At 70.6% G+C, this 18,169-nt stretch carries 2 protein-coding genes; both read left to right on the forward strand.

Features of this window, described 5'->3' with window-relative positions:
• Positions 1-226: 226 nt before the first annotated feature.
• The gene (locus ACQPYS_RS16985) at positions 227-17,440 is read left to right on the forward strand and encodes an amino acid adenylation domain-containing protein (RefSeq protein WP_433490133.1); all 17,214 of its coding nucleotides are present in this window, start codon (positions 227-229) and stop codon (positions 17,438-17,440) included.
• A complete protein-coding gene (locus ACQPYS_RS16990) occupies positions 17,437-18,159 on the forward strand; it encodes a DUF6875 domain-containing protein (protein ID WP_063034878.1) in 723 nt (240 codons plus the stop codon). The genes ACQPYS_RS16985 and ACQPYS_RS16990 overlap by 4 nt, the downstream gene beginning before the upstream one ends.
• Positions 18,160-18,169 lie beyond the last annotated feature (10 nt).

The following is an 18,169-nucleotide window of genomic DNA, read 5'->3' on the forward strand; positions in this document are numbered from 1 at the left end:
CAAGGTGCAATGAATCCCATCGATGGTGTTTATCGCAGAGTGACGGAGTTCGATATTTTACGGGGACCTCGACATGGTCGATACCGTAAGGACTGGATCCGGTTACGGCATTCGCCGCCGATTCCGGGGCTCGGACAAAGAATCGTGGACGGTAAGCGAAATTTCGGTCTGTACTCGGGCAAAAACCTCTGCTTACACTGAGGGCGGCCGCTTATGGAGGAGAGCTATGGACCGCTCGGACCCCAATTTCGAGCCAGGATCGGGCGGAAACGGGACGGCCCGGTCCGGGACTACGGTCGGGAATCCCGTTCCCCTGTCCGCCGGGCAGCGGGGATTGTGGCTCGCGCAGCAGCTGCGCCCGGATGTCCCGATATCCGAAGCGCAGTACATAGAACTACACGGCGACCTCGATATCGAGCTACTGCGCCGCAGTCTGCTTCGAGCCGGACACGAATTCCAATCCGGGTATATGCGCCTGGTCGAGAACGACGGCGAACCGCAGCAGCTGTACGACCCATATCTGGAGTCGACGGGACCGGTCCTCGATATGCGGGGCGAACCGGATCCGATGGCGGCGGGTCTGCAGTGGATGCGCCGCGAATACACTGCACCACTCGATATCGTCCGGGACCGCTTGTTCGCCGGAGCACTGTTACAGGTCGGCGACAGGCATTACCTGTGGTACAACCGGGTTCACCATGTCGCGCTGGACGGCTACGGCGCGATGACCATGGTGAACCGGGTCGCGGCACTGTACACCGCGGCCGTGCGGGATGGGACCGCGGACCATGGCACGCCGGCGGAGCCGTGCCGGGCGGCGGACCTGCGCACGCTGTACGAAGCGGACCGCAGCTACCGGGAGTCGAAGCGGTTCACCGATGACCGCGCGTATTGGCTGGAGCGGCTCGCCGGTGCCGTGGAGGGATCGAGTCTCGCGACCGGTTCCGCGCCCGCGTGCGCGGAAAGTGTGGCCGTGCTCGGCGAACTGGCGCCGGCCACGGTGGCCCGGATAGACCGGTCCGCGACAGCGCTGGCCGCGAGCCCGGCCGCCGTGGTGATCGCCGCCTTCGGGTGCTACCTGGCCCGGATGACCGGCCGGGACGACGTGCTGGTCGATATCCCGGTATCGGGGCGCACCACCGCCGTACTGCGGCGCTCCGGGGGCGTGTTCGTCAATGTCGCACCGTTCCCGATCGAGCTCGGCGACGGGGAAACGGTGGCGACCCTGGTGCGGCACGTGCAGTCCGACCTGATCGGCGCCCTGCGGCACCAGCGCTGCGGCCTCTACGATATCCGCGCCGCCGCCGGAAGCGACGGCCAGCGCCTTTTCGCCGGCCCGATGGTGAACGTCATGTTCTTCCCCCAGAAGATACGGTTCGGGCCGGTCACCGGGGAATTCCATATCCTCAGTTCCGGCCCGGTCGACGATCTGCTGGTCGATCTCTACCAGACCGGCGATCCACCGCGGACGATCCTGCACTTCATGGCCAACCCCGACCTCTATACCGAAGCCGAACTGGCGGCACACCGGACCGGATTCGCGCGGTTCCTGGATGCCTTCGCGGCCGCCGGGCCGGACACCGGCCTCGGGCAGGTCCACCCCGACAGCGCCCGCAGCGGCGCCCGGATCCGGCGCCGGCGCGAAACCCTCGCGTTCTGGCAGGCCACGCTCGCCGACCTAGCGGAGGAGTTGCCGCTACCGTTCGATCGGCCACGGCCGGCAGTGGCGTCGGACCGGCGCGGGACCCGCCGGTCCGCAGTGGACACGGGCCTGGCCGACGCGCTCGAAGGACTCGCACGGGACCGTGGTACATCGTTGTCCACGGTGGTCCGTGCCGCGACGGCGGTGCTGCTCGCCCGGTTGAGCGGTTCCGGTGATATCGCGATCGGCGCCCCGGTGGCCCGGCGCGGTGCCGTCACACCGAACGGTGCGGACCGGGAGTTCGCCGATGCGGTGGTATTGCGGACCGAGATAGATCCCGGTGAATCGTTCACCGGGCTCGTCGACCGCGTTTCGCGGGTCGAGGCCACCGCCTTCGACCACGCCGAAATCCCCTTCGAGCGGCTGGTCGAGGAGCTGCACCCACCACGCTCACCGGCCCGGCATCCGCTGTTCCAGGTGATGGTGGCGTGCGGGCGCCCACCGCACGTGGGGCCGGACGCGAGCGACCCGGATACCGGGGTGACGGGTCTTCCCGATGCACCCGGGCCGGATCTGCGGGTCGCGGTATCCGCCACCGGCCCGGCCGGATCGACCGTCACGGTCGATTACTCGGCGGACCTGTTCGATCCGAGCACGGTCGACTCCCTGATCGACCGATGGATCCGCATACTGCGAGCGGTGACCGCCGAGCCGGAAGCCGCGGTGGGATCGGTGGACATACTCGATGCCGACGAACGCGCGGAATTGCTGACCCGGTCCGGTCCCGGCGCCCCGGCTCCCCGTACCTTCGCCGAACTGCTGGCCGCGGCCGCCGCCCGGGACCCCGGCGCGCCGGCGCTCGTATTCGGCGATACCCGGCTCGACTATCGGGAGCTGGACGAGCGCTCCAACCACTGGGCGCGGGTACTCATCGAGCGGGGCGCGGGGCCGGAAAGCGTTGTCGCCGTAGCGATGCCGCGCTCCGCCGACTCCGTGCTCGCCCTGTGGGCGGTGGCGAAGTCGGGCGCCGCGTTCCTCCCGATCGATCCGTCGTATCCGGCTGCCCGGATCGCCCATATGGTCGCCGACTCCGGGACCACACTCGGTCTCACGGTCGGCGGGGTGCGCGAGAAACTACCCGGAACCGTCGACTGGCTGCTACCCGGCGCCCACGACCCGCCCGGCGACGCCCGGCCGGTCACCGACCACGACCGGACCACCGGGCTGCGGCCCGCGCATCCGGCCTACCTGATCTACACCTCCGGTTCCACCGGCACGCCGAAAGGCGTGACCGTGACCCATGCCGGGCTGTCCGCCCTCGCTGCCGAACAGCGCGAACGCAATACGGTCACCGGAGATTCGCGCACCCTGCACCTCGCCTCACCGAGCTTCGATGCCTCGGTCTGGGAATTACTTCTCGCGGTGGGCGCCGGCGCCACAATGGTCATCGCCGAAACCGGTACCTACGGCGGCGCGGAGCTCGCCGATCTGATACGCCGTGAGCGGGTGACGCATGCGGTGGCGACCCCGGCGGCACTGGCCTCGGTGGACCCGGCCGGGCTGGACTGCCTGCGCGTCGTCGTTGCCGCGGGTGACGCCTGCCCGCCGGAGCTGGTGCGGCGCTGGGCTGTCGGGGGACGCGAGTTCTTCGACGCCTACGGGCCGACCGAGGTCACGATCATGGCGAACCACAGCGCCCCGTTGGCGCCGGGCGATCCGATCACCATCGGCGGTCCGATCCGTGGTGCCACGGAATGGGTACTGGACCGGCGGCTGGAACCCGTCCCGGTGGGCGTGGCCGGTGAGTTGTACGTGGCGGGCGCGCTGCTCGCCCGCGGCTATCACCATCGACCGGGCGCGACCGCCGCGCACTTCGTCGCCTGCCCGTGGGAGCCCGGTCGGCGAATGTACCGCACCGGGGATATGGTCCGCTGGACCGCCGACGGCGCCATCCAGTATCTGGGTCGCTCGGATTTCCAGGTCGAGATCCGGGGTGTGCGGATCGAACTCGGCGAGATCGATACCGCCCTGACGGCCTGTGAGTCCGTCGCCTTCGCCGTCACCGTCGGCCACCGCACCGGCTCCGGGACCGCCGCGCTGGCCTCCTACGTCGTACCCGCACCCGATCATTCGATCGATATCGCGTTCCTGACCGAACACCTGCGCGGCCTGCTACCGACCTATATGGTCCCGCCCTCGATCACGGTGCTCGAGCATATTCCGCTCACACCGGCGGGCAAACTGGACCGCAAGGCGCTCCCGGAGCCCGTCGTCACCGGCACCGCGCCGTTCCGGCCGCCCGGGACCCCGGTCGAACGGACCATCGCACGAGTTTTCGCCGAGGTGCTCGGCCTCGGCACGGTCGGTCTCGACGATTCCTTCTTCGCGCTCGGCGGCGACAGCCTGACAGCGACGCGGGTCGCCGCCCGGCTCGGGACCGCACTGGGTGCCGAGATCCCGGTGCGATTGCTCTTCGAGGCGCCACGGGTGTCCGGGCTGGCCACCCACGTGGAAGGGCAGATGCGTGCGGGGCGGCAACGCCCGCCGCTGGTCGCCGGACCCCGGCCCGGCCTCGTGCCCCTGGCACCCGCCCAGCAGCGAATGTGGTTCTTCAACCAGTACGACACCGCTTCCGGTGCCTACAACATGCCGATCGCGGTCCGGCTGCGGGGCGAACTCGACCTCGGCGCCCTGCGCGCGGCGATGGCCGACGTCTTGGACAGACACGAATCACTGCGGACGCGTTATCCCGAAAAGGACGGAACACTGACCCAGGTGGTCGAACCGGTCGGCGCCGTCGATGCCGAGCTGAGCCCGGTACCGGTCGGGCCGGACCGGGTGGTCGCCGCGATCACCGCATTCGTCCACGAAGGCTTCGACGTAAGCGCCCGGGTACCGGTGCGTACTCGGTTGTTCCGCGTAACCGGGGGTGCGGAGACAGAGTACGTGCTGGCCGTGGTGGTGCACCATATCGCCGCGGACGGTTTCTCGATGGCGCCGCTGGCCCGCGATGTGACGATCGCGTATGCCGCCCGGACCCGTGGCCAGGCGCCGTCGTGGCCGCCGCTGCCCGTCCAGTACGCCGACTACGCCCTGTGGCAGCGCGCTGTCCTGGGCGACCCCGGCGACCCCGGATCGCTGAGCGCCCGGCAGATCCGGTACTGGACGGAAACGCTCGCCGATCTACCGGAAGAGCTGCGCCTGCCATTCGACCGACCGCGGCCGGCGGTGCGGTCCAACCGGGGTGCGAGCCACCGGTTCGGCTTGGGCACGGATCTGGTGGCGAAGCTGCGTGTGTTCGCCCGCGACCGCAGCTCGTCGTTGTTCATGGTGATCCACGCCGCGCTCGCGGCGACCCTCGCCCGGTCGAGCGGTTCCGGCGATATCGCGATCGGGACGCCGGTGGCCGGGCGGGGTGCCGCCGTCCTCGACGATGTGATCGGAATGTTCGTCAATACCGTGGTCCTGCGCACGGATGTCGATCTCGCCGAGACGTTCACCGCTTTTCTCGATCGGGTCGAGCGGATCGATCTGGCCGCGTTCGGTAACGCCGACGTTCCCTTCGAACAATTGGTGGACGAGCTCGCTCCGGAGCGTTCGCAGTCGCGGCATCCGCTGTTCCAGGTGCTGCTGGCCTTCCAGAATCTGGCCCGCGCCGAACTGCAACTACCCGGGCTGGACGTCTCGGTGCTCGATCTGCCCGAGGATGTGTCCCGGTTCGATCTGCAACTGATGCTGGCCGACGACGAGGGCGGTGGGCTGGCGGTGACCGTCACCTACTCGACGGAGCTGTTCGAGGCGCGCACGGTGGAATCCCTGGTGCGCCGATGGGTGCGGATACTGGACGCGGTGGCGGTCGATCCGGTGGTTCCTGTGGGATCGATCGAGGTACTCGGGCCCGCCGAGCAGGCCGATCTGCTCACGCGTTCCGGTCCGCCCGGTGTCGCGCACCGCACCCTGGCCGAATTGCTGGCCGCCGGCGCCGTCCGGGATCCCGCGGCGACCGCGCTCGTCTTCGACGGTGCCCACATCGATTATCGGGAACTGGGCGACCGCAGCCGCCGAACGGCCGGGATGCTCATCCGGCGGGGTGTCGGTCCGGGTGACATCGTCGCGGTGGCCATGCCACGGTCCGCGGATTTCGTTCTCGCGGTGCGCGCGGTGGCCGCGTCCGGTGCCGCGTTCCTGCCGATCGACCCGGCCTATCCGGCGGCCCGGATCACCCATATGATCACCGATTCCGGCGCCGTACTCGGTCTGACGATCGCCTCGGCACGCGACCGGCTCCCCGGCACCATCGACTGGCTGACACCGGCTGACATCCCGGTGGGGGACGGCGATGCCGGGCCGATCTCCGATGCCGACCGGGTGCGCCCACTGCGTCTGGACGATCTCGCCTATGTCATCTACACCTCCGGGTCGACCGGCGTGCCGAAAGCCGTCGCGGTGGGGCACCGCGGGCTGGCCGGCTGCGCGACCGAGCACCATGAGGGCCTGCACATCGGGCCCGGCTCGCGGGTGCTGTGCCTGTCCTCGCCGAGCTTCGATGTCTCGATACTGGAACTGTTGTCGGCCCTGGTCGCGGGCGCGACGATGGTTATCGCGCCCGATGATGTCAATGGCGGCGACGCACTCGGCGAACTTCTCGACCGCGAGCGGGTCGGCCATGTGTTCATCACCCCTTCCGCGCTGTCCACCGTCGATGCCACCCGGTGGCCGCTACCGCACCTGCGCACGCTGATGGTCGGTGGCGAGAGCTACGGGACCGACCTGGTCGAGCGCTGGAGCCACGGCCACGAGGTGTTCGACGAATACGGACCCACCGAGGTCACGGTCGCCGCGACCCGCTCTGCCCCGATGCGGGCGGGCAAGCCGGTGACGATCGGTAGGCCGATCCGCGGTGTCACGGTATGGATTCTGGATCAGCGGCTGCAACCCGTCCCCGGCGGTGTCACCGGTGAGCTGTATGTCGCGGGGCCGCTGCTCGCCCGCGGCTACCATCGCCGGCCGGGCACGACCGCCGAACGCTTCGTCGCCTGCCCGTGGAAACCCGGATGGCGGATGTACCGCACCGGGGATATGGCCCGGTGGGCCGCGGACGGGACCATCCAGTATCTGGGCCGGGCGGATTTCCAGGTCAAGATCCGCGGCCTGCGTATCGAACTCGGGGAGATCGACGCGGTCCTGGGCGCGCACGAATCCGTCGGATTCGCCATCACCGTCGGCCACCGCGGCACCGCCGGCACCATGGCACTGGCCTCCTATGTCGTGGCCGCGCCGGACCGTTCGATCGATATCGGCCGGCTGCAGGATTTCCTCGGCGATCGTCTGCCGTCCTATATGATCCCGCCGTCCATCACCGTGCTCGAACACATTCCGCTCACACCGGCGGGCAAACTGGACCGAAAAGCGCTGCCGGATCCGGTCCGCGCGGACAGTGCGCCCTTCCGGGCGCCGCGGACACCGCTCGAACGCGCCATTGCCGGGGCATTCGTCGATGTACTCGGCGTCGACACCGTGGGTCTCGACGACTCGTTCTTCGCGCTCGGCGGCGACAGCATCATGTCGATCATGCTGGTGACGCGGGCCCGCACAGCGGGCGTGCTGTTCTCCGCGCGTGATGTGTTCGACCACCGGACGGTCGCCGGGCTGGCCCGGGTCGCCGTCCGCGACGACGAGGCCGCACGCGCGTCCGGTGCGGTGGAACCACCGGGCGGGGGCGTGGGACCGATTCCGCTGACGCCGGTGATGCACTGGTTCACCGAACACGCGTCCTCCGGGGGGTCGGGCCGCATCGCCCAGGCCGTGATGCTGGCCCTGCCCGCCGGAACAGAGCGGCGGCGGCTGGCCGAGACCGTGCAGGCGGTCCTCGATCGGCACGATATGCTGCGCTCCCGGTTGCGGCCGGCCGGCGACGGTGGCCGGACCTGGGAGACGTTGCCGGTCGGCGCGATCCGATCCGACGAGATCATCCACCGGGTGGTTACGGACGCGGCGCCGGGCAGCCCCGGCTTCCGCACCGTGACCGCCGCGGAATCCGTGGCCGCGGCGAACCGGCTCGATCCGGGTACGGGCCCCGTGGTGCAGGTGGTCTGGTTCGACGCGGTGGACCCCGCGGTGCCGGACCGGATGCTGATGCTGGTGCATCATTCGGCGATCGACGGTGTCTCCTGGCGGGTGCTGGTACCGGATCTCGCGATCGCCTGGGCGCGGGCGGAATCCGGCGAACCACCCGATCTCGCCCCGGTGGGGACATCGATGCGCGCCTGGGCACACGGACTCGTCGAGGCGGCCCACCGTCCGGAGCGGACCGCGGAACTGGGCCGGTGGCAGGCCGCGGCCGTGGAACCCGATCCGGTGCTCGGGTCCCGTCACCTGGACCCCGCGATCGATGTGGCCGATACGGTGCGCACGGTCGAGGTGGAGCTTCCGGCCGAGGTCACCGCGGCGCTGGCGACCGATGTGCCCGCCGCGTTCCACGGCACCGTGGCCGACGGTCTGCTGACCGCGCTGGCGCTGGCGACGACGATGTGGCGCCGCGAACGCGCGGCCACCGGTGACCGGTCCGCGACAACGGTGATCGGCCTCGAGGGTCACGGTCGCGAGGAAGAGGTCGTCCCGGGCGCGGATCTGACGCGGACGGTCGGCTGGTTCACCACGAGTTTTCCGATGCGACTGAATCTTTCCGATATCGACGTCGACGACGCGTGCACCGGTGGACCGGCGCTCGGGGCGGCGGTCAAAGCCGTCAAGGAACAGCTGCGGGCCCTCCCGGACCACGGCATCGGCTACGGGCTGCTGCGCTACCTGAACGAGGACACCGCGCCGGCACTGCGCGCCCTGCCCGCGCCGCAGATCGGGTTCAACTATCTCGGCCGCATCATCGCCGGGCCCCGCGGGCAAGCGCAGCCATGGCAGCCGGTGGACGACGGTGGCGACTTCTCCGGCGCCGAACTCGCCCGGGCCCTGAACCCGGATATGCCGGTGACAGCGGCGCTCGATATCACCGCCCGGATCGTCGACGACGGGGCCCGGCAGCGCCTGCGGGCGATCTGGTCGTATCCCGCCGGAGTACTGGATGCCGCGGAGGTCCGCCGGGTCGCGCACTCGTGGGTGGACATACTGACCGCGCTGGCGGCATACGCCCGGGGTCCCGGCACCGGGGGATGGACGCCGTCGGATCTGGATCTGGTCCGGCTGCGACAGTCCGAGATCGAGCGGCTCGAGCAGAGATACCCGGCGGTACAGGACATCTGGCCGTTGACCCCGTTGCAGGAGGGTCTGCTGTTCCACGCGCTGGCCGCCGAGGAAGCGACGGACGCGTATGTGGTGCAGTTGGTCCTCGAGCTGCGGGGGCGGGTGGATCGGGAGCGGCTGCGGCGCGCCGGACAACTGTTGCTCGACCGCCATGCGAACCTGCGCACCGCATTCGTCACCGATATCGGACCGGTTCAGGTGGTCGACAGCGGTGTGTCGGCGCCCTGGTCGGAGGTCGATCTGTCCGGGCTGGACGATGCTGCGCGGGCTCGGGAATGGGAGCTGCTCACGGCCGCGGACCGGGCGACCCGGTTCGACCCGGCGCGCCCCCCACTGCTGCGCTGGATGCTGGTCACCACGGGGCCGGACAGCTACCGGCTGGTACTCACCCAGCATCATCTGCTGCTCGACGGCTGGTCCACCCCGCTGCTCCTGCGCGAGTTGCTGGTGCTCTACGCCACCGACGGTGACGTCGCGGTGCTCCCCCCGGTACGGCCCTACCGGGACTTCCTGGCATGGCTCGGCGCGCAGGACCGGGCCGCGGCGCTCGAGGCCTGGGCCCGCGCATTCGACGGCGCCGACGAGCCGACCCTGGTGGCTCCCGCGGACCCCGGGCGCGGCTACACCGGATCCCGTGATGTGACCGGCGAACTCACCGAGGAGCAGACCGTGCGGCTGACCGGCCTCGCACAGACCCGGGGAGTCACTTTCAATACGGTGCTCCAGGGGGCCTGGGCGATCGTGCTGGGCCTGCTGGCATCCCGCGACGATGTGACATTCGGGACGACGGTCTCCGGGCGTTCCCCGCAGCTTCCGGATGTCGAATCGATGATCGGGTTGTTCGTCAACACTCTGCCGGTGCGGGTCCGTCTCGACCCCGCCGAGAGCGTGGGGCACCTGCTGGAACGGATCCAGGCGGAGCAGGCGGCCCTGCTCGATCACCACCACGTCGGCCTGACCGATATCGAACACGCGGCCGGGCCGGGGGCGGTGTTCGACACCATGACGGTGTTCGAGTCCTATCCGGTCGACCGCGGCGGGCTGACCGCGGAGACCGATATCGCCGGCCTGCGGGTCGCCGACGTGACCGGTACCGACGCCGCCCACTATCCGCTGGGCGTGGTCGCGCACCTCGACACCCGGCTCCATCTGCGCGTCAAATACCTGCCCGAACTCTTCGATCGCGACGCGCCGGCCGCGATACTGCGCCGGACACTGCGCGTACTGGACCTCTTCGCCGCGGATCCCGATCGGCCGCTGGGCCGTCTGGATCCGCTCTTCCCCGCGGAGTACCGGGAGCTGCTGTCGGTATCGGGTGATCCGGCGGTGCCCGAGCGGGTCCTCCCGGACCTGCTGGCCGCCGGCCGGGACCCGGCAGCGGTGGCGGTGGTGTGCGGAGATCGGCGGTGGACCTACCGCGAACTCGACGCGGAATCGAACCGGCTGGCACGGTGCCTGATCGCCCGCGGTGCCGGACCGGAAACCGGTGTCGCGGTGGGGTTGCCGCGGTCGGTCGAGTCGGTGCTGGCGATCTGGGCGGTGGCCAGATCAGGGGCGGCGTTCGTTCCGGTCGACCCCGCGTACCCCGCGGGCCGGATCGACCACATGCTCGCCGATTCCGGTGTGACGGTGGGAATCACCTCGGCGCAGTGGCGGGACAGGCTACCCGGACGGGCGCGCTGGCTGGTCCTCGACGAACCGGTGACGGCCGCGGAGATCGCGGCCACGGCGGCGGCGCCGGTGACCGACGCGGAGCGCACCCTGCCGGTGCGGGCCGATCAGGTGGCGTATGTGATCTACACGTCCGGTTCCACCGGGGTGCCGAAGGGTGTGATGGTCTCGCATCGAGGGTTGGCCAATCTGGTCGCCGAACAGCAGTCGCGTTTCGGTATCGGGCCGGCCACCCGGGTACTGCACGCCGCCTCGCCCAGTTTCGACGCGGCGGTCCTGGAACAGTTGTGCGCGTTCGCGTCCGGCGGGCAGCTCGTGATCGCGCCGCCCGACGCCTACGGCGGTGCCGAACTGTCCCGGATCCTGCGCCGAGAGCGCGTGACCCATGCCGCGCTCACCCCCACGGTGCTGGGAACGATCGACCCGGCCGGGCTGGAATGCCTGGAAACCGTCGCGCTGGGCGGCGAGGTGCCCTCGCCGGAACTGGTATCGCAATGGGCACCGGGCCGGACCCTGGTCAACACCTACGGTCCCGCGGAGGCCACGGTCGAAACCGATGCCACCGCGCCGCTGGCGGCGGATGCGGCGGTGACCATCGGTGGACCGATCCGCGGGGTCGGGCAGGTCGTCCTCGACACCTGGTTGCGGCCGGTACCGGTCGGGATCGTGGGCGAGTTGTACCTGGCCGGTCCGGGCCTGGCCCGCGGCTACCGCAACCGGACGGGTACGACCGCGGCGCGGTTCGTCGCCGATCCGTTCGCGGGGCCGGGGCGGCGGATGTATCGCACCGGCGATCTGGTGCGCTGGTCGCGGCAACCGGACGGGCGCCTGGCACTCGAGTATGTGGGCCGAGCCGATTCGCAGGTGAAGATTCGCGGTTTCCGCATCGAACTCGGCGAAGTCGAAGCGGCGCTGCGGGCCTGCCCGGGTGTGGCGCGCGCCGCGGCGGCCGTGCACCGCGACCCGGCCACCGGGGACCGGTTGATCGGATATCTGGTCCCCGAGCGCGGGGCCGAGATCGATCCCGCCACGATTCTCGCCGGGGCCGGCGAGCGGTTGGCCTCGCATATGGTTCCCGCGCATGCGATGGCGCTCGACGCACTGCCGCTCACCGCGACCGGCAAACTCGATCGCGCCGCGCTCCCCGCGCCGGACTTCGCCGCGGCCCGGACCGTCTCCCGGCCCCCGGTCACCGAGGCGGAGCAGACGCTGGCGCGCCTGTTCGAGGAGGTACTCGGACTCGACGAGGTCGGTGCGGACGATTCTTTCTTCGCGCTCGGCGGGGACAGCATCATGGCCATCCAGCTGGTGACCCGGGCACGGGCGGCGGGACTGGTGTTCTCGGCGGGTGCGGTGTTCGATCACCGCACGGTCGCCGGACTGGCCAGGATCGCGGTACCCGGCAGCGATCCCGCGGCACCCGCGCGTCCGGCGGAACTACCGGGCGGGGGCGTGGGACCGGTGCCACTCACCCCGATCATGGGCTGGATGTTCGAACGCGGCGGCTTCGACCGTTTCTGCCAATGGGTCGAGCTGAACCTGCCGGCCGGTATCGACGCCGCCGGTATCGGCGCCACCGTGCAAGCGGTACTCGATCACCACGACATGCTGCGGGCCCGGCTGCACCCCGACCCGGCGCACCCGTCGGGGTGGGCGCTGCGCGTAGAACCGGCCGCGGTATCGGCCGCCGCACTCATCCGGCACGTGCCGGCGGACTCGGCCCCCGGCAGCAGCGCGTTCGCCGCGCTCGCCGCGGCCGAGGCCGATGCGGCGGCCGACCGTCTCGATCCCGCGGCGGGTGTGGTGCTGCAACTGGTCTGGCTGGATCCGGCCGGCGAGCCGGGCCGGCTGCTCGTCGTCGCGCACCACCTCGTGGTCGACGGTGTGTCGTGGCAGATCCTCGTCCCCGACCTCGCCGCCGCGTGGGCCCAGGTCCGGGCCCGACAGCGGCCGCGCCTGGCACCCGTCGGCACCTCGATGCGCCGCTGGGCGGACGCGCTGCGCACCGCCGCCGGTGATCACAGCGAACTCGATCGGTGGCGGTCCGTCCTGGACGCCGACGATCCGCCGCTCGGCCCCCGGCCGATCGATCCGGCCGTGGATACGCAGGCCACCGTCGCCACCGCCGAGATCACGCTGTCTCCCGCGGTCACCCACGAGGTGCTCACCACGCTCCCCCGGGCATTCCGCGGCAATGTGGACGACGCGCTCCTGACCGGACTCGCGCTGGCCCTCGTCCGGTGGCGGCACCGTCGCGGTGTCACCGGCACCGGCACACTCCTCACCCTGGAGAGCCACGGCCGCCACGACACCGTGCTCCCCGGGGCCGACCTCACCCGCACTGTCGGATGGTTCACCACCACCTATCCGGTGTCACTCGACCTGTCCGGGATCGATATCGGCGACGCGTTCGCCGCCGGCGCCGCCGCCGGAGCGGCGATCAAATCGGTCAAAGAACAGCTGCGACAGGTGCCCCGCCACGGAACCGGCTTCGGATTGCTGCGCTATCTCGACCCCGAAACCGCCCGCGTGCTGCGCGCGCTGCCTGCCCCGCAGGTGAGTTTCAACTATCTCGGCCGGTTCGACACACTGCCCGCGGCAATATCGCAGGCCGAGTGGATGCCGGCCGGCGCGAGAGCCGCCGGCGGCGCACAGGATCCGGAAGCACCCGTGGCCGCCCTGCTGGGTATCAACGCGGCCACCACCGATGAACCGGGCGGGCCGGCGCTCACCGCGGCCTGGGAATACCCCACCGGCATTCTCGGCGAGGCCGAGGTCACCGAGCTCATGGAACTGTGGCGCGACGCGGTGACCGCGCTGGCCACGCACGCGGCCCGCCCCGGCAGCGGTGGCCCGACCCCGTCGGATATCGATCTGCTCGACCTGGACCAGGCCGCGATCGACCGGCTCACGGCCCGGCATCCGGGGCTGGACGATATCTGGCCCCCCACCCCGCTGCAGTCCGGACTGCTGTTCCACGCCCAGCTGGCGGCCGGCGACCTCGACGCCTATGTGGTGCAGCTCTGCCTCGAACTCGGCGGCACCATCGATGTGGACCGGCTCCGGCGCGCCGTGCGGGATCTTCTCGGGCGGCACCCGAACCTGCGAACCTCTTTCGACCGTGACGGTGCCGGGAGACCGGTCCAGGTGGTGCACCGGCACGTCGACGTCCCGTTCGGCCGGATCGGACTGCCGGGCCGGGACGCGGCGGCGACCGAGCTCGAACGAATCATGGCGGCCGACCGCCGCGCCGGTTTCGACCCGGCCGTCGCACCGCTGCTGCGGCTGACGCTGATCGACCTGGCGCCGCAGCGGTACCGGCTGCTGGTGAGCATGCACCACCTCCTGATCGACGGCTGGTCGACGCCCCTGCTCATCCGGGAACTACTGCAGCTCTACGTCGGCGACGGCGACCCCGCCCTGCTGCCGCCCCCGGTACGCCCCTACCGCGACTATCTGAGCTGGTTGCGGGACCAGGACCGGGACGCCGCGGTCGACGCGTGGGCCCGGGCGTTCGACGGCGCGGTCGAGCCGACGCTGCTGGCACCCGCCGACCGCGGACGCCGGCAGCGGGCCGCCGGGCGCGAGGTCCACCGGCTTTTGAGCGAGGATCGCACCGCGGCGCTGGTCGCAGTGGCCCGGCAGCAGGAGACCACGCTCAACACCATCGTCCAGGCCGCCTGGGCCATAGTGCTCGCGGCCGAGACCGGCCGTGCGGATGTGGTGTTCGGCGCCACCGTTTCCGGCCGGCCCCCACAGCTCGCGGGCATCGAATCGATGGTCGGGCTGTTCGTCGACACGGTGCCGGTCCGGGTACGGGTCGCCCCCGCGGACACCCTGGCCCGGCTGCTCCGGCGTATCCGAGACGAACAGACCGCGCTGCTGGACCACCATCACCTCGGGCTGGCGCGAATCCAGAATGTGGCGGGCCCCGGCGCGATCTTCGACACCGTGACCGTCTTCGAGTCCTACCCGATCGATCGGACCGGTTTGTCCGAGGCCGCCGATATCGCGGGGCTGCGTGTCCTGGATATCCACGGACGCGACGCCGCGCACTATCCACTCGGGCTGATCGTCGAACACGGCACCCGGCTGCGCCTCGGCTTCGAATACCTGCCCGAACTCTTCACCCCGGAGCGGATCGAAACGCTCGCCGATCGGGTCCTGCGGGTGCTCGACGCCGTCGCCGAACGTGTCGACCTCCCGGTCACCCGGCTCCGGCTACTGTCGCCCGACGAGCAGGCCGCCCTGGTACCGGTCCGGGGCCGCACCGGTGCGGCGCCGAAGGTGTTACCGCAGGTGCTGATGTCGGCGATGGCACCCGGCGCCGACGCGGTGGCCGGCGACGGCGTACACCTGACCTACCGCGAACTCGACGAGCTCTCCAACCGCTGGGCGCGGGTAATGCTGGATGCCGGGGTCGGGCCGGAGTCCTTTGTGGCGCTGGTGCTGCCGCGGTCGGTCGACGCCGTCGTCGCCGTATGGGCGGTCGCGAAAACCGGTGCCGCGTTCGTACAACTCGACCCGGCGGATCCGGACGAGCGCCTCGCGCGCACGCTGACCGATGCCGGCGCCGCCCTCGGTCTTGCCTCGGCGGACGTCCGGCACCGGCTGCCGGACACGATCCTCTGGCTCACCCCTGGCAGCCCGGCCTTCGCGAGGGCCGTCGCCGCGGCGGCACCCGCCGCGATCACCGATGCCGAGCGCACGACCGCGCTCCGCCCGGAGCATCCGGCCTATCTCATCTACACCTCGGGCTCCACCGGCACCCCGAAAGGCGTGGTGGTCACCCATGCCGGGATCGCGAATCTGGCCGCCGAAGCACGGGATCGGTTCGGTCTCACCCCCGCGTCCCGGTTACTGGGCGCCGCCGCCCCCGGCTTCGACGTCTCCATTCTGGAATGGCTCGGCGCCGCGTCCGCCGGAGCCACCGCCGTCCTCGCCCCCGCCCGCGTGGTCGCCGGCGCCGAACTGGCCGCGGCGATCGATGCCGGACACATCACCCATGCGGCGCTCACGCCGACCGTGCTGGCCTCGCTGGATCCGGGCGCACTCGGCACGCTCGAGACCCTGGTGCTCGGCGGCGAGACGTGTCCACCCGAGCTGGCGGCCCGATGGACGACGGACCACACAGTGATCAACACCTACGGCGCCACCGAGACCACAATCATGAGCTGCGCCGCCGCACCGCTGCGCACCGTGCCGGACGGCCCGCTCCCCATCGGCGGCCCGGTACGGGGTTTCACCGCCGTGGTGCTCGACAGCGGCCTGCGTCCTGTCCCGCCCGGAGCGGTCGGCGAACTGTACCTGTCCGGACCGGGTCTCGCCCGGTGTTACCACCGGCGCCCCGCCACCACCGCGGCCGCGTTCGTCCCGGATCCATACGGACCGCCCGGCACCCGGATGTACCGGACCGGCGATCTGGTCGCCTGGAACGCCGACCGCTCGCTCCGCTACGCGGGTCGCAGCGACCGGCAGCTCGAGGTCGCGGGCAATCGTGTCGAACCCGGTGAGGTCGAAGCCGCCCTGCGCAGCGGCACGGATATCGCCCAGGCCGCCGTCACGGTCCACAACCGCGGTGACGGTACCGGCAGGCTCGTCGGATACGTCGTCCCCGCCCCCGGCACCACCCCCGATATCCCGGCGCTGACCACCCACCTCGCGACACGGCTGCCCACCCAGATGATCCCGTCCGCCGTCATCGCCCTCGACCGGCTACCGCTCACCGCCACCGGCAAACTGGACTACCGGGCACTCCCCGCACCCGACCGGCCGTCCGCGGTGTACCGGCCGCCGTCCACACCGCTCGAGGTCACCGTGTGCGATGCCTTCGCCGGCATCCTCGAACTGGAACGGGCCGGTGCCGACGACAACTTCTTCGATCTCGGTGGCAATTCACTGGACGCGGCAAGGTTGGCGGCACGGCTGGGTGAGACGACCGGCACCGAGGTGCCGCTCCACTGGGTGTTCACCGATCCGACTCCGCAGTCGCTGGCCCACCACATCGAGTTCCGTCACCTCGGTGACGACGAACCGGCACCCGAGGACGCGCTGGCGGTGCTGCTCCCCCTGCGCGGCACCGGGCACTGGCCGCCGCTGTTCTGTGTCCACCCGGCCATCGGTCTGGCCTGGGGGTTCAGCGGACTGGTGCGCTACCTCGACGCCGACCGCCCAGTCCACGGGCTGCAATCACCCGCGCTCACCGAACCCGATACGCAATTCGCCACCCTGGACGAGCTCGCGGACCGCTATGTCCGGGAGATCAGGGCGGTACAGCCACACGGTCCGTATCATCTGCTCGGCTACTCACTCGGCGGCACCATCGCCCATGCGATCGCCGCCCGATTGCGCCGGGACGGCGAGCCGGTGGCGACGCTGGCCATGATGGACACCCGCGTCGTCACCGCGGACAGCGTCCGCGCGCCCACACCCACCATCGGAGAAATGCTGACCGAGGCCGGTGCCGCCGACCCGGACTCCGCCGAACTCACCATGGCGGCCGCGGCCGAACTACTACACCGGCAGGGGGGACTCGGCACCCTCCTGACCGCCGAACACCTCACGCGACTGCACCGCGACTACACCCGGCTGGTCGATCTGACCTGGCACCACCGGCCCGGGCTCTTCGACGGTGACCTGATCTATTTCAGCGCCGCCCCGGAGGAGACGGACGACGGCGCCACCCCGGCTCGCGCCTGGGCCGACCACATCACCGGCCGGATCACCGAGCACCGGGTCCCCGTCCGGCACGAACAGATGACCGCGCCCGACGCACTCCGCGCAATCGGGCTCGCCCTCACCCAGCACCTCCACTCCGTCCGGACCACCTCGTCGCCCGGCCCCGACTCCAGCAAGGACACCGAATCATGACCACCGACCGAGTCATAGGTAGACGCTCCGGAATCGAACCTGCCAGCCTGTTCGCGCCCGACCCGGTGAGTGCCGCCCTCGAGCACCCCCGCACCTCCGAACTCCGGCGATGGACTCTGGAATATCTGTGCCGACCGCATCCGGATCTCGGCCGCCACGGTCCCGTCTGTCCGTATATGAGCCACGCCGTCGAGCGCCGGTTCCTGTGGGCGGCGTTCTTCGACGGTCCCGGGATCGGTATCGAGCGTATCGCCGCCATTGTCGACGATCTCTACGAACTGTTCCCCATTCTGCAACCCACCGAAGAGCCCGATGCCCGTTTCAAAGCCGTCCTCGCGGTCTTCCCCGATCTCACCGACTACAGCGGTATCGAAGCCGTCCAGCGAGATCAGAAGACCCGTTTCGTCCACGACGGACTGATGCTCGGGCAGTTCTACCCGGGCTGCACTGTCGCCGGACTGCACAACCCGGACTTCCCGGCTCTCGATTCACCACTCCCCCTGCTCGCCGTGCGGCGTATGGTGGCCACCGATTTCCTGTTCCTCGACACCAGCCACGAGTGGATCGATATCTACCTCCGGATCTTCGCCCCGGCCATTCCCGAGTTCATCACCTCGGCCATGGCCGATCGGCTTGTGCACGAACCCGCTGTCCCGGCGAACGATCCGGCGGCGTCGAAACCGGTGGGTGTGCACGGCGGTGCACCGCGGCCCCCGTGATCACCGGCCG

It is taken from the genome of Nocardia grenadensis (genome assembly GCF_050942415.1).
Classification (GTDB): Bacteria; Actinomycetota; Actinomycetes; order Mycobacteriales; family Mycobacteriaceae; genus Nocardia; species Nocardia grenadensis.